We start from the raw sequence: 22,632 nt of genomic DNA, 5'->3' as shown, positions 1-22,632 counted from the left end.
TGGCGGGTCTGATCAGGGTGTGAAAGGGCAGTTCGGTGCAGGGGCTGCGCCGGTGGAGGCGAGCCGGTCCCAGTCCGGTTTCGAGTGGGAGAGGAGATAGTCGCGCCTTTGGGGCAGATGGCTTGCCCGCCACTGCGTAATCAGTGCCCGCAGCAGGAGGCGGGCCTGGGCCGAGACCACCAGGGCTTCAAACTCCTGTCCCGGCAGCGGGCTGACGCTTTGGTATCCGTCCAGGACGGAGAGTGCGCGCTCCCAGGGGTTTCGGGGATCTGCCCCCAACAGGTTGGCCATGGTCACGCTGACGTCGAAGATCACCGGGGTTCGCACCACGTCGCCGAAATCGATAATGCCCGTCACGTAGGCCGGACTGTTGGGGTCGACGAGGACATTGAACGGGCTGAAGTCCCCGTGGACAACCTGCGAGGGAAGGGTGTCCAGGTGTGGAACTACTGTGGCGTCGAACTGGTCAAAAACGTCCTCGGCCAGGGAGCGCTTTTCCCTGTCATCCAGATAGCCAAGAAGCGGCCGCATCCTATGGAAGTGCTTAAGGTCCCAGAGGAGCAATCGGTCTGCCCGCGGATGGTCAAAGTCCTGCAGGGCAAGGCCCACGCGGGCGAGGCTTGAGCCCACCAGCTGGAACTGGCCGGCAGACGCATCGTGTTTGGCCAGTAACTCTCCCGGCATGAAGCGCATCACCCGAAGCACCCTGTCGAAGGGCCCGGTAGGCGCCGGGATGAGGACTTCCGCGGCTCCGCCAAGGCTCCTGACAAGGCGTTGGACCGGCAGGTCAGGGGCGGTCCGCTCAAGGTGGACCATGCACGCTGTCTGCAGTTGGACAATCCCCGGGTCCTCCTCAGGTGAGGAAACCTTCACCAGAAAGGTTTCGTCTCGGCCTTGGAGGCGGAACGTCTCGTCCTTTTCAGTGGGAATCCGCACGAGTTTCCCCTGCAGCCCATAAGAGCTCTCGAGGAGTCGCTTCACGGTCGAGTCAGTGAGCTGCGACTGCTCCGCCAGGAGTCCGCTTTCTGCAACCACGGCATCGAAAAACTCGGAGTCGGTGCGGACGTCCATGGCTCTGGGCTCCTGTCGGTTGGAAGGGGATGTCGAAGTAAATGCTCTACTGTTCAACAGTTCTGCAAAGCAGTATGGCATGCTTGTTGAGTCTCCGCAACGGAATGTCCAGCAGAACTACTGTTGAACTGTTGACAATTTTGCGTGCTGAGTTTTAAAGTCGTTCTATGAGCGGGCTCCCCTTGGAGGACCGCATTGAATATCATTCATCCGCCCTGTGCAGGGCCGCCTCCATCTCAACGAACGGACAAAGCATGGCTGACAACAACTCCCGGCCGAAGTACATCTCCTTCGATATCTACGGCACGCTGATCAACTGGGACACGGATTCGACGACCCGCCGCCTGCTCGCGGGCCGGCTGCCAGAGGAGCAGTGGCCGGCGTTCAAGAAGGTCTTCCGCGGGTACCGGTTCGACGAGGTCCTCGGCGATTACAAGCCCTACGAGGAGATCCTCCAGAATTCCTTTGACCGCGTTTGCAGGTTCTTTGGCATTGGCCCCACTCCCGGCGCCGGCGCGGAGTTCGCTGAGACCGTCCGCGGCTTCGCTGCCCACGATGACGTGCCGGCCCCGCTGAAGCTTATGGGCGACAACTACAAGCTGGTGGCCCTGTCCAACGCGGACGACAGCTTCCTGGACATCAGCATCCCCAAGCTGGGTGCGAACTTCCATGCCGTGCTGACTGCTGAGCAGGCGCAGGCGTACAAACCGCGCTACCAGGCGTTCGAATACATGCTGGACACCTTGAACGCCAAGCCGGAGGACTTCCTGCACATTGCCTCACACACCCGCTACGACATGCATCCGATGCACGACATGGGCTTCCGCAACCTCTGGGTGCTGGACCGTGGGTATGACCCCATCACCGGCGGCTATGACTACAAGTCGGTCAAGTCCCTGGATGAGATCAACCGGCATCTCGGCCTCTAGTTCCAGCCGACCAGAACACAAGAGTAAAGACCGCGGCCCCAAGGCCGCGGTCTTTTTTATGTTGTTGAATGCCTCTTCGCGATAACGTCGCGGATCGATTCGCGGTACTGGATGATCGTGTCCGAGATGACCTTTTCCGCCAGGGCGGGGTCGCGGGAGTCAAGCGCGTCCACGATGTTCTGGTGCTCTGCTTCGAGTGAGTCCGGGTCCTCGTATTCGTGGTGCTCAATCGAAAGCACAAACATGAAGTACCGCAGTTCGGTCACCAGTTGCTGGTAGAACGTCCTCAACTTCTGGCTTCCGAGGATTCCCACGATGGCGCTGTGGACTGCAAGGTCCTTTTCGACAATTTTGAAAGGGTCTCCACTTTTCAGCACTGCCCGGAACTCCTCCATGGCGGCGTGCACCTCATCGAGGGACGTGCTCTCGGAGATGCTCCGCGCGGCCGTGGTTTCCAGATGGTAGCGGGCGTTGTAGACGTCCATGATTTCCGCGTCCGTGGGGTCCCAGACGATGGCTCCCTGGTTTGCCCGGTGGCGGATAAGGCCGCCTGCCTGGACGATACGGACCGCCTCGCGGACCGTATTCCTGGAGAGGCCGAGGTTCTCGGCGAGAAGGCTCTCCCGCAGGCGTTCACCGGGCTTGAGTCCACCGCTGAGGATCATGGCTGTGAGCCCGTCCGCAACCTGCTGCACGGTGGACGAGTGCACTATCTTGATCTGCTCAACCATGCGTCTCATCGTACAGGTGTGGTCAACTGTAGGGCAGTGGATCATCTCGGAGTAATTTCAGAGTCGTTGCCCGTCGAGGAGCCTGCTCCGAACACGCCAACGGGTCCGGAGCCAAAGCCGTGGCTTCAACTCCGGACCCGTCCCGCTTGGGGCGGCTGCTAGCCCCCTTAGCGGATAGCGGCTTCAGAAATCGCGGATTCGCCCAATCCCCAGTACTCAAGGGATTCCTTGTACTCCGGGCTCTCAAGGACCGACTGGATGGCTGCCTGCAGGGCCGGCGTCAAGGGTGATCCCTTCTTCAGCCCCATGGCAACGTTGGTATTCGTCCGGGTATCCATCCTGGGCTGCAGGATGGCGAAGTGGTCGGGCTGCTGGGCGTCGGCCCACGCCAGGCCGCTCGCGTCGTAGAAGACGCCGTCGATCCGTTTCGAGTCAAGCTGTGTCAGAGCTTCCTGGACGTTGGGCAGGGTGATGGCGTTGATGGCCGGCTGCCCCTTTTCCTCGCACGTCCACTTGGAAACGTTGGGCAGGTGCTTGAGCTGCTGCGTGGAGCCCTTGGTCACGCCGATGTTCCTGCCGCAAAGGGTGTCGTTGGTCAGGTTGAGGGGATTGCCTTTCGGTACCGCCACGGCCGAGCCGCCCTTGAGGTAGTTGATCATGTCCATGACCTTCAGGCGCTCCTCCGTGGCGGACATGGTGGTGGCAGTGAAGTCGAAACGGCCGCCGTCGATGCCGGGGACGATCGTGTCGAACGCCGTGTTTTCGAACTTCAGCTTCAGCCCCAGCTTTTTTGCCACCAGGCGGGCCAGATCCGGATTCACTCCAATGGGTGTTGAGTTGTCTTCTGCTAGGAAGGTCATGGGCGGGGAACTCAGATCCATCGCGACCGTAAGTTCGCCCTTGGCCTTGTAGGACTCAGGCAGCAGGGCAACCGCCTCCGCATCCGGTTGGACATTTTCTGAGATGTCACGGGTGTTTTGCGTCTTGGGAATGTCTGTTGCCTCGGTGCCCGTGGCCGCGCCGCCACAAGCGCTCAGGGTTAGCAGGACTGCGAGCCCGGCGGCCACCGTCTGGATCTTGTTTTTGGCCATTATGTGCTTCCCTTCAATGGGTTCAGCGGCAAGTGCCGGCTGAAGGTGAAGTTTCTATCTATGCCTGCCGCTCGCAACATCGAGCGGCATCACGAGGGTGGCAATCCCTGCTTCGCGCGGGATGTGATTCAGCTCTCGTTCCAGTCACTAATAAAACTCCGCTTCACCACAATTGTCAACAGTAGAACAGTTGAGCTTTGGGGGTCGAGGGCACGATTGTTTCTGCTGCTAGAAGCGAGTGGCACAAAGGGCGGCCACCTGGGCGGGCTGAAGGGGGCGGGTGGCGTGGCCATTCAGGAGAAAGAACAGGCGTGCCGTTTCCTCCACTTCCTCAACAGCGTTCACTGCCTGTGCCAGGGTCGGCGCGGAGACGATGGGTCCGTGGTTTGCCAGCAGCAGGGCGCGGCTGGATGCTGCAGCTTCCTGGGCCGCCCCGGCCAACCCCTGGTCTCCGGGTGCGAAGTACGGCAGCCGGACCAGCCGTCCCACACTCATAACGAAGTAGGCCGTGAGGGGTGGCAGGACGTCATCGTCGTCCAGGCCGTCCAGACATGAAAGGGCGGTGGCGTAGGTCGAGTGCAGATGGACGGCGGCGTGGTCCTGCGGGCGCACCCGATACATGGCCAGGTGCAGGAAAGCCTCCTTGGACGGCCGTGCTCCGGACAGGTGCTCGCCGGCGTCGGAGACCAGTGCCAGGTCGTCTGTTCGAAGTTCCCCCAGGGAAGCGTTGGTGGGGGTGACCAGTATGCCGCCTTCCACGCGTGCACTGAGGTTTCCGGATGTGCCCCGGGTCAAGCCTCTTTGATGCAGGGACCTGGCCAGCCGGACGAGTTCGTTGCGGCTCTCCGAGTGGTTCATCGGTTGTGGTCCCATGCGTCGAGGAAGAGTTCCGGGGTTCCAAGGTTCCCCGATTTGAGCAGGATGGACAGCCCGGGGCTGGTCTCCGTTGCCAGCCAAGGCACGCCCGGGGAGACTTCCCTGCCCACGCGGGCGGTGGTGATGCCAAGTCTGCGCACAACGGCGCCGGACGTCTCCCCGCCGGCCACAATCAGCTGCCGGCAACCAGAGGCGACAAGTCCTTCCGCGATCGTGGACAGGCTGCTTTCGGTAATCTCGGCAGCCCGGGCCTTACCCAGCTGTTTCTGCGTCCGCGCTACCTCCTCCGGGGTGGCCGTGGAATGGATCAGGATGGGGCCGTCCGGAATGTTCTCCCGCGCGAATTGCAGCGCCTCGGCCACCACATTTTGCCCTGCTGCGATGATGGCGGGGTCCACGACGAAGCAGGGGCGCAGCCGCCGGAAGGTGTCGATCTGGACGTTGGTCATCTCAGAGCAGCTGCCGGCAATGACCGCTGCCGGTCCCGTTGGCCGGGAGGCAGGAGCCGGTTCCGGTTGGCCGCTGATCCCCCGGGCAGCAGCCAGGCCTCCGACGAGCCCTGATCCACCCGTGACAAGCGGGTGGTCAAGTACGGCGGCGCCCAGTACGGCCAGGTGGCCGTCGTTGAGAGTATCGACGACGGCGTATCCCGCTTTCGCGCTCAGGTTCTGGAACCGTGATCGAACGGCTGCCACGCCCGCCTCTATGGAGCTGTAGCCGACGCTGCCCACGGGGGTTGCCGTCTGGGCCTGCAGCAGCCGGAGCACATTGGAATCTGTCATCGGCGTGAGCGGGTGGTGGCGCATGGATGATTCCTGCAGGAGATCCGTTCCCGCGAACAGCACACCGTTGTACACGGTCCGCCCCAGCGCGGGGGTCCCGGGGGCGACCACCGTGATCTGGCCGTCCGGGACGAACTCGCTTCGCAGGGCGTCCGCCACGGGGCCGATATTGCCCTCCGAGGTCGAGTCGAACGTCGAGCAGTATTTGAAGTAAAGCTGCCGGACGCCCCGTGATGAGAGGGCGTGTGCCGCGGCACGGGACTGATCCACAGCTTCCGCGGCGGGCAGGCTGCGGGTCTTCAGCGAGACGACGATGCAATCAACATCGTGCAGCTGCATGGCTGGATCGGGGACGCCGAAGGTCTGGACCACGCGCATCCCGGCATTCACAAGGGTGCCGGCCACGTCGGAGGCGCCCGTGTAGTCGTCTGCGATAACTCCCAGCCAGGGGGCAAGGGCTTTCGTTGGGGTGTTGGGCATGGCTGGTTCCTTTCCGGGTGGGCGGTAGTCAGGAGTCTTTGCGGCGGAGAACAGTGCTGAGCTGGGTCATCCCTGAAGCCGGGGAAGTTAGGACGGCGGGTCCGCCGGGCTCGCCCTGGGTTTGTTCGATAACGCGGGCCATGGACGCCTGGGCAAGAACGACGACGTCGGACGCCCCGGCCAATTCTCCGAAAGCCTCGAGCACCAGCTTGTCGTGCAGTGCGCGGTCGCCTGCCCGGAGGGCGTCGAAAGCGCCCTCGGCTTTCCTTGCGCTGATGAGGGGCCGTTTGTCCTGCCGTTGGGCTGCTTCCTGGACGAGGCGGGTGGTTGGCCCGAGGGTCGCCGAAAGGGTTGCGAGCACGCCGATCCTGTGTCCGGACGCGACGGCGAGATCGGCCATCGGAGCGTCAATCCGGAGCACGGGGATCGAGACGAAGTCGCGGGCGGCTGTGGCCGCTTCGCCAATTGATGAGCAGCTCACCAGCAATGCCTGTGCGCCCGATTCCTCGGCGTAGCGCGCGTAGTCGACCAGCCGCCGTCGGACATGTCCGGGCGTTGTTCCCCTGCCAATGGTGTCCCGGAGCAGGGACTCGTCCACGTAGTGCAGCACATTCAGTCCTGGTACTACGTCCGCGGCGAGGGGTTCCATTTCCGTCACCAGGCCGGGAACAGTGTGCAGCATGGCAAGCACCGGAGTGTGATTCATGTGGTTTCTCCCTTGTTGAACGCCGTTGCCCCGCTTTCGGGTTTCGCCTCTCAAGGGCAACAACCTGGACTGCGCTCGGCGTCAGACCAGCGTATGGGACAAGAAGTGTTGGACTATCGGTGTCACTGATAACTCATTTTTTCGACAAGGGAAAGAAGTGGGCCTGTTGCTGAACGCGATAGATAAGAAATCTCCTCATAGCCCTATCGTCAATTGTTGACAATTGCTACTCTGGGCTGCGTGCCTTTCCAACGAGGGGGAGGTGCAGCGGTACTACGGGCACAGCCCAAGAAGGAGCAGCTATGGTCAAGGCGACCGTAATGAACGACGCAACAACAGCAGACCCGGGCGAGCACCAGCCCAAGGAAACGTCAACTACGCCCGGCCAGACCGAAGTGTCCTACCGGCTCTGGGCAAGGGAGGATCTCAGGACGGGCATCTGGGAGGTTACCCCGGGCGAATTTAAGAGCACCCGTCCCGGCTACGACGAGATCTGCCAGATCCTCAGCGGAAGCGGAACCATCACCGAACCGGACGGCAGCAGCTTTGAGATCGGCCCCGGCACCCTTTTCGTGACTCCCGCCGGCTGGGAGGGGCACTGGACCATCCGCGAGACTGTCCGCAAGATGTGGGTTGTCAAGAACGTCCCCGCAGATGCGGAGCAGTAAGCACTGAGGCTGGGGAAGGGGGGCCTGGAGCAGCGACAGCTGCCCCGGGCCCTCCTTCTTTGTGCCCCATAGTGCCTGGTTGCTACGAACCGATCCTCGCCGTCAAGCCTTGCTGCAGATGCTCCAGCGCCGCGGTGATCCGTCGGGGTGTCCTGACCGTGGCGGGATAGAGGGCGAAAATATCGGCGCTCGGAGTCGGGATATCGGGGAGGACCTGCTGCAGGACTCCCTGCCGGATCAGCGGATCGACGTGCCAGGTAGACCGCATGACCAGCCCAAGGCCCCGGACGCACCAGTCGGTGACCACATCGCCGTCGTCGCTGATCATGCTGCCCTTGACGTCAACGTACTCCTGCTCCTTTTCGCCGAACCGCCACAGGGAGTAGTCGGCGTTGTTTTCGCGCAGGACAATGCAGTTGTGCCGCTCCAGGTCCCTGATGGTGGTCAGCGGCGGGGCGCTTTCCAGGTAGCTGGGCGCTGCGCACACGATCCTTCGGTTCCGCGCCAGCAGTTTCGCCTTGAGCCTGGAGTCTGACAGTCCTCCCACCCGGATGGCGATGTCGAAGCTCGTGCCGGAGATGTTCAAGGGCAGTGGTGAAAGTTCCAGGTCCACCTGGATCAGCGGGTGCTGCCGGGCGAAGTCGGCCAGCAGCGGCGCGATGTGCGTGCGGCCGATGCCCGGGCTGGAGCGAACGGCGATGCGTCCCCTGAGCTCCACCTGCTGCACGGACAAGGCCTCTTCGAGATCGGATTTCTGCTGCAGGATGGCCAGGGCGCCTGCCGCATAAAGTTGCCCCTCCTCGGTGAGTGTGAGCCTGCGCGTGCTGCGCCGGACGAGCGGTACCCCCAGCCGTGACTCTAGGGCGGTCAGGCGTTTGCTGACCGCTGACACGGACTTTCCCCAGTTCCTGGCCGCTTCCGTCAGGCTCTGCGAGCGGGAAATTTGTTCGAAGAAATCCAAATCATCGATCGAGCTGAGATCCATGGCTGCTTCTTTCCTTCTTGGCAACAATGCATTGTCTCATGGGTCCTTATTCAGTGGTTTCTTGTGTCGTACGCTGATTTGACGGAAAGCACGGCCCCGCGGAGAAGCCCTGCAGAGGCAGGCTCCGGAATCTGGAAATGGCGTGCACCAAGGAAAGCAGGATGGAACCATGGCACTCGAAACGGACGTCGTCGTCGTCGGTGTGGGCTCGGTGGGAAGTATGGCGAGCTGGCAGCTCGCCGCACGAGGTGTGCGGGTCATTGGAGTGGACCGGTTCTCGATACCGGGCCCCTTTTCCGCCTATGCCGGGGAGTCGCGGATTTTCCGCAAGGTGTACGCGGAGGGCGGGCATTACACGCCTCTGCTGCAGCGGTCGCAGGACCTCTGGCGCGAGCTGGAAAAGGTCAGCGGCACCGAGCTGCTCAAGACCACGGGCGCTGTCACGATCTACGACGAGCACAATCCGCGGCTGGGACCACTTCTCGCAGCCGGGAAGGACAACGGCCTGGACTTTGAGTTTCTTCGGGGCGAGGAAGCCAGGGTGAAGTATCCCGAGCATGTCATCAGGGACACGGATGTCACCATCCTTGACCCTGAGGGTGGCTATCTCTGGTCGGAGAAGGCCGTGACCGCCGCCTTGGCGGAGGCAACCCGCCTGGGTGCCCGGTTCCTGGGGAACCGCAAAGCGCAGAGCGTGGAGCAGCACGGGGACGGGTACATCGTCCGTACCGACCAGGAAGAAATCATTGCTTCCAAGGTGGTCATTGCGCAGGGCAACGGTGCGGGAGCGGTGTGCAAGGAACTGGGTGTCCATCTGTCCGTGCGGCCGCAGATCCTGACCTGGTTCCCGGCGAAGGATCCGGCTGTGTTCTGCCGGAAGGATATGCCGGTCTTCCTGCGGAGGGCGGAGGAGGACGGCAGGCCGGACAGGGCGCAGTTCTATGGATTCCCGACAGCTGACGGCTGGACGGTGAAGGCCGTTGCGAGCGTATACCTCGATGAGGTGGAGTCCATGGAGAAGCCTCCCTCCTGGGACCCCCAGCACCTGGATACCATCCGGGCCTGGGTGCGGGAGTTCCTTCCCGGCCTGGTGCCGGAACCCTTGCGCGTGGCGGTGTGCGCCGACGGCCATTTGCCTGATGCCACCGCACTGTTCGGGGAAGTGCCGGGCATGGACGGGGTTGTCGTGGCGGCTGGCTTCTCCGGCCACGGTTTCAAGATGGCCTCCGGGCTGGGGGCTATTGCCGCAGAGCTCGTGCTGGACGGCACGACGGGGACCGACGTCAGCTTCATGAATCCCGCGAGGTTCCTCGGACCCGACGCACGGCTCACCTCACTGGCTTTGAGCTAAGAACTCCCTCATCTGCAGCACCAAAAACACAAGACAAATCAGGAACGGATCAATCATGGCAAACACCAGCTTCCGGCCGAAGTACATCTCCTACGATGTCTACGGCACGCTGATCAACTTCACGATATACCCCACCACCCAGCGACTGCTGGCCGGCCGCATCCCGGATGAGCAGTGGCTGGCCTTCAAGAAGGTTTTCCGCGCCTACCGGTTCGATGAGGTCAATGGCGACTACAAACCTTACGAGCAGATCCTTCAGGATGCCTTTGACCGCGCCTGCAAACGGTTCGGCATCGGCCCGACCCCCGGCGCGGGCGCAGAGCTCGCCGAGGCTGTCAGCAGTGCCGTCGCCCACGAGGACGTGCCGGCGGCGCTGAAGCTCCAGGGCGACAACTACAAGCTGGTGGCCCTGTCCAACGCGGACGACAGCTTCCTGGACATCAGCATTCCCAAGCTCGGCGCGGAGTGGCACGCCGTGTTCACCGCTGAGCAGGCGGGCGCCTACAAGCCGCGCCTCCAGGCGTTCGAGTACATGCTGGACCAGCTCAACGCGGCCCCGGAGGACTTCCTGCATGTCTCCTCGCACCCGCTGTACGACCACATCCCGATGTACAACATCGGCTTCCGGGACCTCGTCATGCTGGACCGGGCCGCCGAACCCTTCGCTGAGGGCTACAACATCACCTTGGTGAAGTCCCTGGACGAGCTGAACAAGCAGCTCGGTCTCTAAAGCCGGCTTCGCGATAATCAACGGCTGCTGAGGGACGGCGCACCTGTTACTGCAGGCGCCGTCACTCAGTAGCCGTTTTTTCGTGGCGGAGCCGGGGCCGACGGTCGCTCGCGATCGTGGGGCGCACCGGAGCGGGGAAGACCACGCTGGTGAACCTGATGATGCGGTTCTACGAGCTGGATGCGGGGCGGATAACGCTCGACGGCGTGGACGTCACCTCGGTGCCGCGGCGCGAGCTGCGCTCGCGGATGGGGATGGTGCTGCAGGATACGTGGCTGTTCGGCGGGACCATCCGGGACAACATCGCGTACGGCCGGCCCGGCGTCACCGAATCCGAGATCCTCGAGGCCGCCCGGGCGACGTACGTGGACCGGTTCGTGCGGTCCCTGCCGGACGGCTATGACACGGTGCTGGATGACGAGGGCGCGAATGTGTCTGCGGGGGAGAAGCAGCTGCTGACGATCGCGCGGGCGTTCATGGCCCGGCCGTCGGTGCTGATCCTGGATGAGGCGACGTCTTCGGTGGATACCCGGACTGAAGTGCTGGTGCAGAAGGCGATGAGTGCGCTGCGGTCTGACCGGACGTCTTTTGTGATCGCGCACCGCCTGTCGACCATTCGCGACGCCGACCTCATCCTGGTGATGGAGGCCGGCCAGATCGTGGAGCAGGGCACGCACGCCACACTGCTGGCCGCGGGCGGGGCTTACGCGCGGCTGTACGAGGCCCAGTGCGCGGCTCCTGTGGCGGAGGACCTCTAGGGGCATTTTGGGTGCTGGAGAGGGATGAAACAGTTCACGGATTTCTATTGAACGCACGAGAAGTTCCGGGGCGCGAGTTAGCAGACGCTCGACGTAGAAAGCAGGGTGGGCTCCGGATGATCACATAATTCCTCCCCTGAGACCTGTAATGTAAATCCACATGCGCTTCGGCGATGAAGTTGGGTGCCGAAACAGATGACTAGAAGAAATTTTCCATGGGGGGAAGCTTTGAAACACAAACTCGACGAAGTATTCAACGAAGCGGGGTTGCCTGCTCTGACCTACGTTCCTCCCGCCGAGGCTCAGCAGCTCAAAGGCTCCTTGTTTACTAGGGGCAAGCACGTCACCCTAGTTGGCCCTTCCGGAAGCGGCAAGTCCACGGTTGCCAATAGCACTTTGAAAGCGCTTGACCTAGACGAGAATAAGGTACACGCCTTTTCAGGCCGTAACTACGCTGAAAGTACTAGCATCCTGGAGGTACTCGGACAGGAGTTCCGCGTTGCTCCAACTACGGAAGAGATCTTGCCCTGGCTCAAACTTTACGACCTGGTAATGATCGACGATGTTCATCATCTTTCTTTAGGCGCGCGAACGGAGTTGGCCAAATTTCTTAAGCTTTGGCATGAGGTTGGAATCCGATTCTTCATGATTGGGATTGCAAAAACCAGCGAGGAAATTCTTGGTCTTGACCCTGAACTGGCGATACGGAACGACACGTGGCACTTGGAGTCTCAGTCGACCGAGTTTATGGAGAAACTGCTTAAGAAGGGCGAAGCAGCTTTGAATATTCGGCTGGACGACGAGAGTAGGAGCACCGCGATAGCGGCGGCACAAGGTTCTCCGTCCATTTTTCAAGCCATATGTCGAATCGCCTGTGTCGAAGCGGATGTCTTTTGGACAGGCGAAACCCTGGTGGATGTCCGAGTCGAGCTACCACTCATCAGGAACGCGGTGGTCAAACAGTATGATGGCCGCTATCTTACGAAGATCGTCAGTCTGGCTCGTGGGCGACGTCAAGCCCGCTCGGTTTATGACACCTACTACGAAATCGTTCACTTTGTAGCACGGAGTGGCAAGCAACAGATTTCGCAGGACGAGCTGTATCACAACGTTGTCGGCAGCGCTGAGGCTAGCGCTAAGGATGGTCTCAGGAACAGCTTTTATCGCGCGATGAAAGCACTGCCCGAAGTCATTCGAGAACATGAGCTCTCAGACATTCTTATTTTCGAGAACGGCACTCTCACTATTGATGACCCCGTCTTCAGGTTTTACCTCGACCACCTTGATTTTTCGAGGGTTCGTTCGCAGGTTAACATCCGGCGTCTTGGTTATGAGTACGACGTGGCCGTCTCATTCGCCGGAAGTGACCGCGCCACGGTGAAGAAGCTCGTTGACACTTTGAAGGAACGAGGCATGGAGGTGTTCTACGACTTCGACTCGCAGGCGATCCTCTGGGGCAAGGATCTGCGCGTCGAACTCGGACGCGTCTACAGTGAAGATGCTCAATTTATGGTGGTGTGTCTTTCGGATGCTTATCCCGAAAGCGACTGGCCTGCTTTTGAATTCGAAATTGGGAAGAACGCCGCCCACAAGCGCACAGGTGACTATCTCCTCCCCCTCATCGTCGGACCGACGCGACCAGCCATCATCGGTCTACCAGCTTCGACGGGCCATATAGACCTCGCCCACAGAAGCATTGAAGAAGTAGCAGACCTGCTGCAGGAAAAACTTGCCACTCTACCCCCGCTGCGGTCCGAGGTGTCGGCATCAGTCTGAGCTTTTCACAGACCCTGTAGTCCGCTGGCTAGAAAGTAAGGGAGCCCCTCCAGGCCTGCTGAGTATTTCTGGCTTCGGAGAGGGGCCTTTGCTAGTTTGCAATTACATTTCCGCGCTAACCCAAACTCCTGCCCCCAATACGGCGCACAGGGGCAGGAGTTTGGTGAGGAGGGATTCGCGATGATGCCGTGAGGCGGATTCGGTATTTGACCAGACATACGCTTACCCGTGCGCCAGATGCACTCTTCGGTTCGTGCCGTGAGGGCCTCTCGGACAGCCCCCCACCCCGCCGTAGTACACAGAAACACTAAGCAATGTACTTGGCCCCGCCGCGTAACCTTGTTTGATGCCCCGTTTTGCGCTCGACATCGAATCCGTGCCCCGCCCTGCCCGCGCGCAGGAGCTCCTTGACGCCGTGAACCACAGCGTGGTCATCGCCGACGGCGCCATGGGCACCATGCTGCAGGGCCGGGACCTCACCCTCGAAACAGACTTCCAAGGCCTCGAAGGCTGCAACGAGATCCTCAACGACACCCGGCCGGACGTCATCGCCGACATCCACGACGCCTACTTCGCCACCGGCATCGACGCCGTGGAAACCAACACCTTCGGCGCCAACTGGTCCAACCTCTCCGACTACGGCATCGATGACCGCATCGCCGAGCTCGCCCTGAAGGGCGCGAAGATCGCCCGCGAACGTGCCGAAGCGGCAGAAGCAACGGACGGCCGCATGCGCTGGGTCCTCGGTTCGATGGGCCCGGGCACCAAGCTCCCCAGCCTCGGCCACACCAGCTACGACTACCTCAAGCAGACCTTCGCCCTGCAGGCCGAGGGCCTCATCGACGGCGGCGCCGACGCGTTCCTCATCGAGACCAGCCAGGACCTCCTGCAGACCAAAGCCGCGGTCAACGGCTGCAAGCAGGCCATCGTCTCCAAGGGAGTCCGCCTTCCCATCTTCGTCGAGGTCACCGTCGAGACCACCGGCACCATGCTCATGGGCTCCGAAATCGGCGCCGCGCTCACCGCGCTGGAGCCGCTCGGCGTCGACGCCATCGGCCTGAACTGCGCCACCGGCCCGGACGAGATGAGCGAGCACCTCCGCCACCTCTCCAAGCAGTCCTCCGTCGCCATCGCCTGCATGCCCAACGCCGGCCTGCCCGTCCTCGGCGCCAACGGCGCGCACTACCCGCTCTCACCCACCGAGCTCGCCACCGCGCACGAGCAGTTCGTCCGCGAATTCGGCCTGGGCCTGGTGGGCGGCTGCTGCGGTACGACGCCGGAGCACATGGCCGCCGTCGTCGAACGCCTTGCCCCCTTCCGCGCCCAGGCGACGAAGGCCGACAAGACCCAGCCCGCCCGCGTCCCCACCGAGCGCGAAGCCGGCATCGCCTCCCTCTACCAGCACGTGAACTTCGACCAGGAGTCCGCCTACCTGGCCATCGGTGAGCGCACCAACGCCAACGGCTCCAAGGCCTTCCGCCAGGCCATGCTCGAAGAGCGCTGGGACGACTGCGTGGACATCGCCCGCGAACAGATCCGCGTCGGCGCGCACCTGCTGGACGTCTGCGTGGACTACGTGGGGCGCGACGGCGTCGCGGACGTCAAGGAGATCGTCTCCCGTTTCGCGTCGGCCTCCACCCTCCCGCTCGTCATCGACTCCACTGAGCCGCCCGTCCTGCAGGCCGGCCTGGAACTCATCGGCGGCCGCCCGGTGGTCAACTCCGTCAACTACGAGGACGGCGACGGCCCCAACAGCCGCTTCGCCCGCATCATGCCGCTGGTCAAGGAACACGGCACCGCCGTCATCGCCCTGACCATCGACGAGCAGGGCCAGGCCCGCACCACCGACGGCAAGGTGGCCATCGCCTCCCGCCTCGTCGACGCCCTGGTGGGCGAATGGGGCATGCGCGTCGAGGACATCATCGTTGACGCCCTGACCTTCCCCGTCGCCACCGGCCAGGAGGAGACCCGCCGGGACGGCATCGAAACCATTGAGGCCATCCGGCAGATCACCGCCAAATACCCCGGTATCAACACCACCCTTGGTGTCTCCAACGTCTCCTTCGGCCTGAACCCGGCCGCGCGCATCGTCCTGAACTCCGTCTTCCTCCACGAGGCTACCGAAGCGGGCCTGACCAGCGGCATCATCGACGCCGCCAAGATCGTCCCGCTCGCCTCGATCCCGGAAGACCAGCGCAAGGTGGCCCTGGACCTGGTCTGGGACCGCCGCGAATACGACGCCGACGGCAACACTACTTACGATCCGCTGGCCATCATGCTCGACATGTTCGCCGGCGTCGACACCGCAGCCCTCAAGGACCAGCGCGCCGCCGAACTCGCCGCGCTGCCCACGGGCGCGCGGCTGGAGCGGCGCATCATCGACGGCGAAGGCAAGGGCCTCGAGGAGGACCTGGACCTGGCCCGCAGCGAGGGGCTGACCCCGCTCGGCATCATCAACGACCACCTGCTCGAGGGCATGAAGGTGGTGGGCGAACGCTTCGGCGCCGGTGAGATGCAGCTGCCGTTCGTGCTGCAGTCCGCCGAGGTGATGAAGAACGCCGTCGCCCTGCTCGAGCCGCACATGGAGAAGTCCGACTCCTCCGGCAAGGGCACCACGGTGATCGCCACCGTCCGCGGCGACGTGCACGATATCGGCAAGAACCTGGTGGACATCATCCTCACCAACAACGGCTACAAGGTAGTCAACATCGGCATCAAGCAGGGCATCGCCGAGATCATCGCCGCGGCCGAGGAACACAACGCGGACGTGATCGGCATGTCCGGGCTGCTGGTGAAGTCCACCGTGGTGATGAAGGAGAACCTCGCCGAGCTGCAGTCCCGCGGCATGGCCAAGAAGTGGCCGGTGATCCTCGGCGGCGCCGCCCTGACCCGCGCCTACGTGGAGCAGGACCTGGCGGAGCAGTTCGACGGCGTGGTCCGGTACGCCAAGGACGCCTTCGAGGGCCTGGCCCTCATGGAGCCGCTGGTGCGCGTGGCCCGCGGCGAATCCCCGGACGACGTCGGCCTGCCGCCGCTGAAGAAGCGCATCCACAAGGGCGGCGCCAAGTTCACCGTCACCGAGCCGGAGGCAATGCCCGGCCGGTCCGACGTCGCCGCCGACAACCCCGTGCCCGCCCCGCCGTTCTGGGGCACCCGCATTGTGCGCGGCGTCGCCCTCCACGATTTCGCCGCGTTCCTTGACGAGCGCGCCACCTTCATGGGCCAGTGGGGCCTCAAGCCCGGCCGCGGCGAGGACGGCGCCTCCTACGAGGAACTGGTGGAACGCGAGGGCCGGCCGCGCCTGCGCTACTGGCTGGACCGCATCCTCGCCGAAGGCATGCTCGACGCGTCCGTCGCCTACGGCTACTTCCCCGTCGTCTCCGAAGGGGAGCAGGTGGTGGTCCTCCACCACGGTGAGGACCGCGACGGCGTCCTCGGCACCGCGGGCCTGCTCGCACCCGACGGCGGTTCAGGCGGCCCGATCGGCACCGACCGGCTCCGCTTCGACTTCCCGCGCCAGCGCCGCGACCGGCACCTGTGCCTCGCAGACTTCGTGAAGTCCCGCGAGTCCGGCCAGATCGACGTGCTGCCGGTGCAGCTGGTCACCGCCGGTTCGAAGATCGACGAGTTCACGGCCAAGATGTTCGAGGCCAACCAGTACCGCGACTACTACGAGCTCAACGGCCTGGTCATGCAGCTCACCGAGGCGCTGGCCGAGTTCTGGCATGCGCGTATCCGCAAGGAACTGGGCTTCGCCGCCGAGGAACCCAAGGACACGGCAGGGTACTTCAAGCTCGACTACCGCGGTGCCCGGTTCTCGCTCGGCTACCCCGCGTGCCCGGACATGGAGGACCGCCGCAAGGTCACCGAGCTCCTGAAGCCGGAGCGGATGGGCGTCATCCTCAGCGACGAACTGATGCTGCACCCCGAGCAGTCCACCGACGCGTTCGTGTTCCACCACCCGGAGGCGAAGTACTTCAAGGTGTGAGTGCCATGCCGCTGTGAAAGGCTGCAGTCATGGACACCACATCTCGGGAACATGACCTCGTTCTCTACGGAGCAACCGGTTTCGTTGGCCGACTGATCGCCGGCTACGTTGCGGAGCATGCACCGGCCGGGCTGCGGGTTGGACTCGCGGGCCGGTCCACGTCCAGGCTCGAGGCGGTTCGGTCGGAGTTGCCGGCCGCGGCGCGCGGATGGGCCCTCATCGAGGCCGACTCGGAGGACGCGGACTCAATCGCCGCCCTGGCTGCGGGCACACGCGTGCTCTTCTCCACCGTCGGCCCGTACGCGAAACACGGACTGCCCGTCGTCGAGGCCTGCGCACGGGCGGGTACCCACTACGCCGACCTCGCCGGTGAGGTGTCATTCATCCGGGAGGCGATCGACCGCTACGACGTTCTGGCCAGGACGAGCGGGGCCAGGATCGTGCACTCCTGCGGCTATGACTCCGTCCCGTCCGACCTTGCCGTACTGCTGCTTCATCAGGCTGCAGAGGCCGATGGCGCCGGCGGTTTGGCCGAGGTCCAACTCGTTGCCAGGGCCAAGGGCGGCATCAGCGGAGGCACGCTCGAATCGATGCGCGGACAGCTCGATGCGATGCGGTCGAGCACTGCCCTGAGGTCCTTAACCGCGGACCCCTATGCCCTAAGCCCCGACCGCACGCGGGAGCCGACAACGCCACAGCCTCCTGACGCCGGTCCTGTGCGCCGTTCCGCTGACGGCACCTGGACCGCGCCTTTCATCATGGCGCAGTTCAACACCCGGATAGTGCGCCGCAGCAACGCCTTGCAGGGCTGGGCTTACGGCCGCTCCCTTCAGTACGGCGAGGTGTTGGGGGTGGCCCCCGGAGCGGCAGGAGCGGTCGCCGCCAGGGCAATGGCAGCCGGGCTCCGGGCATTCACGGCCGCGATGGCATTCCCGCCAACCCGGAGGGTGCTCGACCGCTGTCTTCCGGCACCGGGTACGGGTCCGAGCATCAGCACGCAGCGCGCGGGCTGGTTCCACTCCCAGGTAACCGCCTGCACCGAGGACGGCCAGCGTTACCAGGCGATTGCTGCCGGCCCCGGTGATCCCGGCTATGCCGCCACCGCCGTGATGGCAGGGGAGACTGCACTCGCTCTTGCCCTCGACGGTGACCGGCTGCCGACCGCCAAAGGGTCACTGACACCGGCCACTGCACTGGGCAACGTGCTCATAGAGCGACTCCGTGCGGCCGGCCACACCTACCAGGTAACCAAAGTCGCCTGAACGATGCTGGCGCCCGTCACGAGCGGGTATCAAGGTAGTGCAGAATGGCCCGGGCCGTCTCCTCCGGGGCGCTGACGTGGGGGCAGTGGCCGGTGGCCTGAAGCTGCACCAGGGTGCTGTGTTCCAGATTCTTGTGCAGGTAGGCGCCCACTTCCGGCGGGGCAAGCCGATCGTCGGAACACTGCAGAATCAGGCAGCTGGTCCGCACCTTTTTCAGTTCAGGGCGGGTGTCGGAAAAGAACGTTACCCCGGCGAAGTGCCGTGCGATGGCCGGATTTGTCCGGCAGAAACTGGCACGCAGATCCTCTGCCAATTCCGGCTCCTGGGGGTTGCCCATAACCATGGGCGCCAAGGCCGCGGCCCAGGCGAAATAGTTGCTGTCCAGGGATGCGAGCAGGCCTTCGATGTCTTCCCGCGAAAACCCGCCCACGTAGCCGTCGTACGGGTCATCCGTATGGCGGGGTGAAGGAGCGAGCAGGACCAGCTGGGAGAAACGGTTGGGGTCCCGCACCGCGGCGATCACGCCGATCATCGTGCTGACGCTGTGGCCCACCAGGATGACGTCCTCAAGTTCAAGGGCGGCGCAAATCTCCAGCAGGTCTGAGGCGTAACCATTCAGGGACCCGTACTTCTCCCAGTCATACGCGCTGATATCGGAGTGTCCCGCACCAACATGGTCAAAAAGCACCAGCCGGTAATTATCAGCGAAGTAAGGCAGCAGCTTCCGCCACATTGCCTGGTCGCAGCCAAAACCGTGGGCAAACATCATCACGGGTCCGTCATCCCGGCCCGTTATGGTGACATTGTTCCGGCCGATGACGGCAGCAGCTGCTTCGATCACGTTCTCCCTGACCCTCCGTAGGGTGGCATCCTGTCCAAGACTATCCACGGGAAATAGCGAGTCCTAGGGAACAGCACACTATGACGTTCACCAGGGACTGTTCTTGCATACACAGCCCAGCTACTGTTTTCACGCCCCGAGTTGAAGCGGGTCCCTGTCCTGGACGTGTTGGGCCTTCACAGCCTGTGCGCCCAAGTTCGAGACCGGCTTCACCCGCCGGAACGCGGCCAGCACGGCCCGCCCGATCACGGTGATGCCGATGATCGTGGTGACCGCGCGCAGGGTGTCCCAGCCTGCCGTCGACGTCACTAGCGAGTACAGCAGGAAGCTGGAAAGGTTGGTGCTGAGCGGCGCCCCGGGCTGGTAGGAGATGCCGGTTCCGGCACCGACGGCGAACGGCCAGAACCACAGGTTGGTCAGCAGACCGAACAGGTAGGACGCCACTGCCCCGTAACCGCACAGCATCCACAACTCCGCCTTCCCGCGCACCCGGCGGGGGAGCAGGCCGGCCCCGGCACCCACCCACGCGCACGCGAAGATCTGGAACGGCGTCCACGGCCCGATCCCGCCCCACAGCACGCTTGAGACGGCGATGGTCGCGGCGCCCAGCAGCAGGCCGAACCGGGCACCGAACGCGCGCCCGGCCAGGATCAGCAGGATAAAGACCGCCTCCACGCCCCCGACACCGGTGCTCGCCACGCGCACCGCCGAGCCGACGGCAGCCAGGACGCCGAGCAGCGCAACCATGTGTGCCGACCGCACCGAGCCGTCCAGGGAAACGACGACGGCGACGGCGGCCAGGGGTGCGATCGCCAGCGCCGCGTACGGGACGGCCGCGGCGGCATCCTGCGGAAGGGCCGTGGCAAGCAGCGGCCAGCAGAAGGCGCCGAGCGCCAGCAGGTTGGCCGCAGCGAGGACCGGAAGCTCGACGGCGCGCGGCAGCCGGATGCGGCGCGGTTTCACGGCGCCGGGGAGATCGGTCCGCCGGTCTGTGAACTGTGGTGCCGCGATCGGTGCCGGGGCGGCGCTGGCTGCAACGGCCGGGGCCGCTTCGGCGGCGGGTACGACGCCGTCGCGCATTGGCAGGATCCGGGCGCCGAGACGCTGCGCGAAATCGTGGTCGTGGGTGGCAATCAGGACGGCTGCACCCGCGTCGGCTGCAGCCCGCAGTGCTGCGGCGACCGCCGTGCGCGCCGCAGGGTCCAGCCCGCGGGTGGGTTCGTCGATCAGGAGCACCTGCGGATCGTCCATTGTCTGCAGCGTGATGGCGAGGATCCGGCGTTCACCGGCGGAAAGGTCCCGGGGGTGCTCGTGCCCGATGGGGATGGTCACGTCGCCCCGCAGCCGGGCCAGGCGGGACGCCGCAAAGCCAGGCGCGGGCTTGCCGCCGTTCTTCCGGCGCGCAAGGCGGCGCTCAGCAGCGCGGAGCTCGCCGGCGACGGTGTCCCGGGTGAAAAGGTCGTCCGAGGCGTCCGGCACCAGGGCCACCCGGCCGCCGTCGGACGTGATGTTCCCGCTGATCCCGTCACCTGCCTTGCCGTCGCGCGCCTTGTTATAACGCAGGGCAAGCGCCACCAGCAGGGACGACTTTCCGGCACCGTTCGGCCCCACCAGGGCCACCACTTCGCCGCGGTGCAGGGTGAGGAATGCGTCGCGCACCAGCGGCTGGCCCTTGCGGTGCACCGCGAGGTCCGCCGCCGTCAGCACGGGTGCGTCCTGCGCCGGCTCGGCCGGGGACGGGCGGACATCAGCCGCCCGCGGCGAAGCGGACGGCGCGGCGCCGGGGACCCCTGCAGTTGGAACCAATGCGCCGTCGTCGATGGTCCACCACGAGTCGGCGACGGGGAGGAGCGGCTCCGCACGGTGCTCCGCGACGATGACGCAGACGCCGGCGTCACGGGCGAGGGCGTGGAGCACGGCGGTGACGCATGCGCGGGCTGTCGTGTCCAGGTCGGCCAGTGGCTCGTCCGCCAGGAGCAGGGCGGGATGTTCGACGACGGCGGCGGCAATGGCCACGAGCGTCGCCTCACCCGCCGAGAGGGTGCTGAGGTTCCGGTCCAGCAGCGCGGTCACCCCGACGCTCTCCGCGACCTCCCGCACCCGCGCCTTGGACGCGTCGGAGGGCACGCCGCGCAGTTCAAGGGCGAGGGAGATCTCGTCCCGGACCCGGGTGCTGGCGAACGCGGCGCGCGGGTTTTGCAGGACGACGCCGACCAGGCGTGCGGTATCGCGCGGGGGAGTGGCGGCGCGGTCGGCCCCGGCCACGCGCACGGTGCCGGCGACAGCGCCGCCGTCGGCATGGGAAAGGAGACCGGCGATGCCGCGGAGGATGGTCGACTTGCCGGAGCCCGTCGGCCCGGTGATGACATTGATGGACCCGGGCGCTGGCGCGAACCCGGCCACGTCCACCTGCGCGTCACCGATGCGGAAATGCGCGTCCCGGATCAGGACGGGTTCTGCGGTGCCGCGTGCGGGCTGGTGGGACGCCCGGCTGCCGAAGCCGCGCAGCTCCAGGGCGGCGGCGACCCGGCCGGCGTGCTCGAGGGTGCGTTCAAGGATGGGGACGAGGGCGCGGGGCCCGAAGCGTTCGCCCCGCAACCGGAAGGCCAGGCGGACGGAGTGCACGGCGTCGGCGAGGGCGGGGAGCGCAGCCCAGGCCACCACTAGCATCCGGGCGATGCCCTGCATCGGGCCGCCGCGGGCCAGGTGGACGAAGCCGCGGGCAACGTCCACGAAGGAGTTGAGGATGCCGAAGCCCAGGATGATGCCGGCGATCGGCAGGGCGGAGAGGACCGCCTCCCACAGGCCGGATCCGGTGACCGGGCCGAAGAGCACCACATGCGCGTACGGCGCGGGCAGCCGCACCGGCGGCAGGTCGAGCAGGACCGGAGTGCCCCTGCTGGCGCCGTTGAAGAGGACGCGGTAGATGACCCGCGCCGCGATGAAGATGGCGGCCAAGGCCACCCCAGCACGTAGCGGCGCGGGTCGGAAGGTCATGCCTTGGGTGCGGCCGGTTCGCCGTCCACCGTGTAGAGCAGTTCCAGGCTCTCGCCCGGGTTGAGCTTGAGGCTGTCCAGGCCTTCTTGCGCGTAACCCCACGTGCCGGCGGCGGGCTTCACCCAGAGGGCCCAATAAGAGACAGTGTTTTTGTCATCGCACGCTTCGCGGAGAGTGCCACCCTTGTGCTTGATGTCGAAGTCCTCAGCAGGCACACCGTTGACACGGCACGCGAAGCTCGTGGGGTACTTAGCGGTGCCCTCGGTCTTGATGTCGGCCTCGTCGAGAATCTCGGAAGCGACGGTGGGCTCGGTGACGTCCACGCAGGTGGAGGTGTTGGCGGCATCCTGCTTCAGGGCGCCGGAATCAACGATGACCTGCACGCCGTCGCAGTTCTCAGAGGCTGCGGCGGACGACGCTGCGGCCGTGGTGGCCGGTGCGGAGGCGGCGGGCTGCTCGGCGGCCGGCGCGGAACAGGCGGCGAGGGAAAACAGGAGACCTGCGGCGGCGAGGGAGCTCGCGGCGGCGGTGCGGATATTAGTCAAAGTCACCTGTCAAGGGTAGGCCGTTGCCCCACAGGATCCGGAGGCCGTCTCTTTGTGTGACGCCA

Annotated in this window: 17 protein-coding genes and 1 pseudogene; 8 read left to right on the top strand and 10 right to left on the bottom strand. The window is 64.6% G+C overall.

Annotation, left to right across the window (positions count from 1 at the left end; all coding sequences use genetic code 11):
* Nucleotides 1-12: 12 nt before the first annotated feature.
* Nucleotides 13-1,071: a phosphotransferase gene (locus ACJJV6_RS05380; RefSeq protein ID WP_009356759.1), complete on the bottom strand. Its 1,059-nt coding sequence runs from the start codon at nt 1,069-1,071 to the stop codon at nt 13-15.
* A 254-nt stretch (nt 1,072-1,325) separates the two neighbouring features.
* Here ACJJV6_RS05380 and ACJJV6_RS05375 point away from each other — a divergent pair, with 254 nt between their 5' ends.
* Nucleotides 1,326-2,000 carry a haloacid dehalogenase type II gene (locus ACJJV6_RS05375; RefSeq protein ID WP_407710097.1) on the top strand — a complete coding sequence of 225 codons (675 nt, stop codon included), beginning with the start codon at nt 1,326-1,328 and terminating at the stop codon, nt 1,998-2,000.
* Nucleotides 2,001-2,056: 56 nt separating this feature from the next.
* On the opposite strand, the gene ACJJV6_RS05370 is transcribed toward ACJJV6_RS05375, so the two are convergent.
* From ACJJV6_RS05370 to ACJJV6_RS05350, 5 genes are all read right to left on the bottom strand, one after another.
* Nucleotides 2,057-2,731, bottom strand: a complete 675-nt coding sequence (locus ACJJV6_RS05370) for a GntR family transcriptional regulator (RefSeq protein ID WP_009356761.1) — start codon at nt 2,729-2,731, stop codon at nt 2,057-2,059.
* Between the two features lie 167 nt (nt 2,732-2,898).
* Nucleotides 2,899-3,822 carry an ABC transporter substrate-binding protein gene (locus ACJJV6_RS05365; protein ID WP_009356762.1) on the bottom strand — a complete coding sequence of 308 codons (924 nt, stop codon included), beginning with the start codon at nt 3,820-3,822 and terminating at the stop codon, nt 2,899-2,901.
* A 228-nt stretch (nt 3,823-4,050) separates the two neighbouring features.
* Nucleotides 4,051-4,680, bottom strand: coding sequence for a 3-oxo-tetronate 4-phosphate decarboxylase (gene otnC, locus ACJJV6_RS05360; RefSeq protein ID WP_354175628.1), 630 nt, complete (start codon nt 4,678-4,680; stop codon nt 4,051-4,053).
* Nucleotides 4,677-5,960: a 3-oxo-tetronate kinase gene (gene otnK, locus ACJJV6_RS05355; protein ID WP_354175626.1), complete on the bottom strand. Its 1,284-nt coding sequence runs from the start codon at nt 5,958-5,960 to the stop codon at nt 4,677-4,679. Before otnK ends, otnC begins: the two co-directional genes overlap by 4 nt.
* Before the next feature lie 28 nt (nt 5,961-5,988).
* Nucleotides 5,989-6,666, bottom strand: coding sequence for an aspartate/glutamate racemase family protein (locus tag ACJJV6_RS05350; protein ID WP_009356766.1), 678 nt, complete (start codon nt 6,664-6,666; stop codon nt 5,989-5,991).
* 320 nt (nt 6,667-6,986) lie between these two features.
* Between ACJJV6_RS05350 and ACJJV6_RS05345 the strand changes: the two genes are divergently transcribed.
* Complete coding sequence (locus ACJJV6_RS05345; protein WP_240684990.1) at nt 6,987-7,334, top strand: cupin domain-containing protein; 348 nt, start codon at nt 6,987-6,989, stop codon at nt 7,332-7,334.
* An 82-nt stretch (nt 7,335-7,416) separates the two neighbouring features.
* On the opposite strand, the gene ACJJV6_RS05340 is transcribed toward ACJJV6_RS05345, so the two are convergent.
* A complete protein-coding gene (locus tag ACJJV6_RS05340; protein WP_009356768.1) occupies nt 7,417-8,319 on the bottom strand; it encodes a LysR substrate-binding domain-containing protein in 903 nt (300 codons plus the stop codon).
* 169 nt (nt 8,320-8,488) lie between these two features.
* Between ACJJV6_RS05340 and solA the strand changes: the two genes are divergently transcribed.
* From solA to ACJJV6_RS05310, 6 genes and pseudogenes are all read left to right on the top strand, one after another.
* A complete protein-coding gene (gene solA / locus ACJJV6_RS05335; protein ID WP_009356769.1) occupies nt 8,489-9,670 on the top strand; it encodes an N-methyl-L-tryptophan oxidase in 1,182 nt (393 codons plus the stop codon).
* A 55-nt stretch (nt 9,671-9,725) separates the two neighbouring features.
* Entirely contained in the window at nt 9,726-10,400 is a 675-nt protein-coding gene (locus ACJJV6_RS05330) for a haloacid dehalogenase type II (protein WP_009356770.1), read from the top strand.
* A gap of 76 nt (nt 10,401-10,476) precedes the next feature.
* Nucleotides 10,477-11,158 (top strand): annotated as a pseudogene (locus ACJJV6_RS05325) (ABC transporter ATP-binding protein); the annotation flags it as partial.
* A gap of 228 nt (nt 11,159-11,386) precedes the next feature.
* Nucleotides 11,387-12,934 carry a TIR domain-containing protein gene (locus ACJJV6_RS05320; protein WP_009356772.1) on the top strand — a complete coding sequence of 516 codons (1,548 nt, stop codon included), beginning with the start codon at nt 11,387-11,389 and terminating at the stop codon, nt 12,932-12,934.
* Nucleotides 12,935-13,280: 346 nt separating this feature from the next.
* The gene (metH, locus tag ACJJV6_RS05315) at nt 13,281-16,922 is read left to right on the top strand and encodes a methionine synthase (RefSeq protein ID WP_407710096.1); all 3,642 of its coding nucleotides are present in this window, start codon (nt 13,281-13,283) and stop codon (nt 16,920-16,922) included.
* A gap of 29 nt (nt 16,923-16,951) precedes the next feature.
* Nucleotides 16,952-18,184: a trans-acting enoyl reductase family protein gene (locus ACJJV6_RS05310; RefSeq protein WP_009356774.1), complete on the top strand. Its 1,233-nt coding sequence runs from the start codon at nt 16,952-16,954 to the stop codon at nt 18,182-18,184.
* 16 nt (nt 18,185-18,200) lie between these two features.
* Here ACJJV6_RS05310 and ACJJV6_RS05305 read toward each other — a convergent pair whose 3' ends face one another.
* The 3 genes from ACJJV6_RS05305 to ACJJV6_RS05295 all read right to left on the bottom strand — a co-directional run bounded on the left by ACJJV6_RS05305 (nt 18,201) and on the right by ACJJV6_RS05295 (nt 22,567).
* A complete protein-coding gene (locus ACJJV6_RS05305) occupies nt 18,201-19,025 on the bottom strand; it encodes an alpha/beta hydrolase (RefSeq protein WP_354175621.1) in 825 nt (274 codons plus the stop codon).
* A 129-nt stretch (nt 19,026-19,154) separates the two neighbouring features.
* Nucleotides 19,155-22,022: an ATP-binding cassette domain-containing protein gene (locus ACJJV6_RS05300; protein WP_354175619.1), complete on the bottom strand. Its 2,868-nt coding sequence runs from the start codon at nt 22,020-22,022 to the stop codon at nt 19,155-19,157.
* Entirely contained in the window at nt 22,019-22,567 is a 549-nt protein-coding gene (locus tag ACJJV6_RS05295; protein ID WP_009356775.1) for a hypothetical protein, read from the bottom strand. The genes ACJJV6_RS05300 and ACJJV6_RS05295 overlap by 4 nt, the downstream gene beginning before the upstream one ends.
* Between the last annotated feature and the right edge of the window lie 65 nt (nt 22,568-22,632).

It is taken from the genome of Arthrobacter nitrophenolicus (assembly GCF_045833485.1).
GTDB classification, from domain to species: Bacteria; Actinomycetota; Actinomycetes; order Actinomycetales; family Micrococcaceae; genus Arthrobacter; species Arthrobacter nitrophenolicus.
The sequence above is the reverse complement of the archived record's forward strand: the minus strand, read 5'-3'. Positions and strand labels throughout refer to the sequence as shown.

What these genes read in the sequence shown, in the direction of transcription:
- ACJJV6_RS05345 (WP_240684990.1), top strand. Translation starts at nt 6,987, where the DNA reads ATGAACGACGCAACAACAGCAGACCCGGGCGAGCACCAGCCCAAGGAA.
- ACJJV6_RS05370 (WP_009356761.1), bottom strand. Translation starts at nt 2,731, where the DNA reads ATGGTTGAGCAGATCAAGATAGTGCACTCGTCCACCGTGCAGCAGGTT.
- otnC (WP_354175628.1), bottom strand. Translation starts at nt 4,680, where the DNA reads ATGAACCACTCGGAGAGCCGCAACGAACTCGTCCGGCTGGCCAGGTCC.
- ACJJV6_RS05380 (WP_009356759.1), bottom strand. Translation starts at nt 1,071, where the DNA reads ATGGACGTCCGCACCGACTCCGAGTTTTTCGATGCCGTGGTTGCAGAA.
- otnK (WP_354175626.1), bottom strand. Translation starts at nt 5,960, where the DNA reads ATGCCCAACACCCCAACGAAAGCCCTTGCCCCCTGGCTGGGAGTTATC.
- ACJJV6_RS05365 (WP_009356762.1), bottom strand. Translation starts at nt 3,822, where the DNA reads ATGGCCAAAAACAAGATCCAGACGGTGGCCGCCGGGCTCGCAGTCCTG.
- ACJJV6_RS05300 (WP_354175619.1), bottom strand. Translation starts at nt 22,022, where the DNA reads ATGACCTTCCGACCCGCGCCGCTACGTGCTGGGGTGGCCTTGGCCGCC.
- ACJJV6_RS05375 (WP_407710097.1), top strand. Translation starts at nt 1,326, where the DNA reads ATGGCTGACAACAACTCCCGGCCGAAGTACATCTCCTTCGATATCTAC.
- ACJJV6_RS05310 (WP_009356774.1), top strand. Translation starts at nt 16,952, where the DNA reads ATGGACACCACATCTCGGGAACATGACCTCGTTCTCTACGGAGCAACC.
- ACJJV6_RS05330 (WP_009356770.1), top strand. Translation starts at nt 9,726, where the DNA reads ATGGCAAACACCAGCTTCCGGCCGAAGTACATCTCCTACGATGTCTAC.
- metH (WP_407710096.1), top strand. Translation starts at nt 13,281, where the DNA reads ATGCCCCGTTTTGCGCTCGACATCGAATCCGTGCCCCGCCCTGCCCGC.
- ACJJV6_RS05350 (WP_009356766.1), bottom strand. Translation starts at nt 6,666, where the DNA reads ATGAATCACACTCCGGTGCTTGCCATGCTGCACACTGTTCCCGGCCTG.
- ACJJV6_RS05340 (WP_009356768.1), bottom strand. Translation starts at nt 8,319, where the DNA reads ATGGATCTCAGCTCGATCGATGATTTGGATTTCTTCGAACAAATTTCC.
- solA (WP_009356769.1), top strand. Translation starts at nt 8,489, where the DNA reads ATGGCACTCGAAACGGACGTCGTCGTCGTCGGTGTGGGCTCGGTGGGA.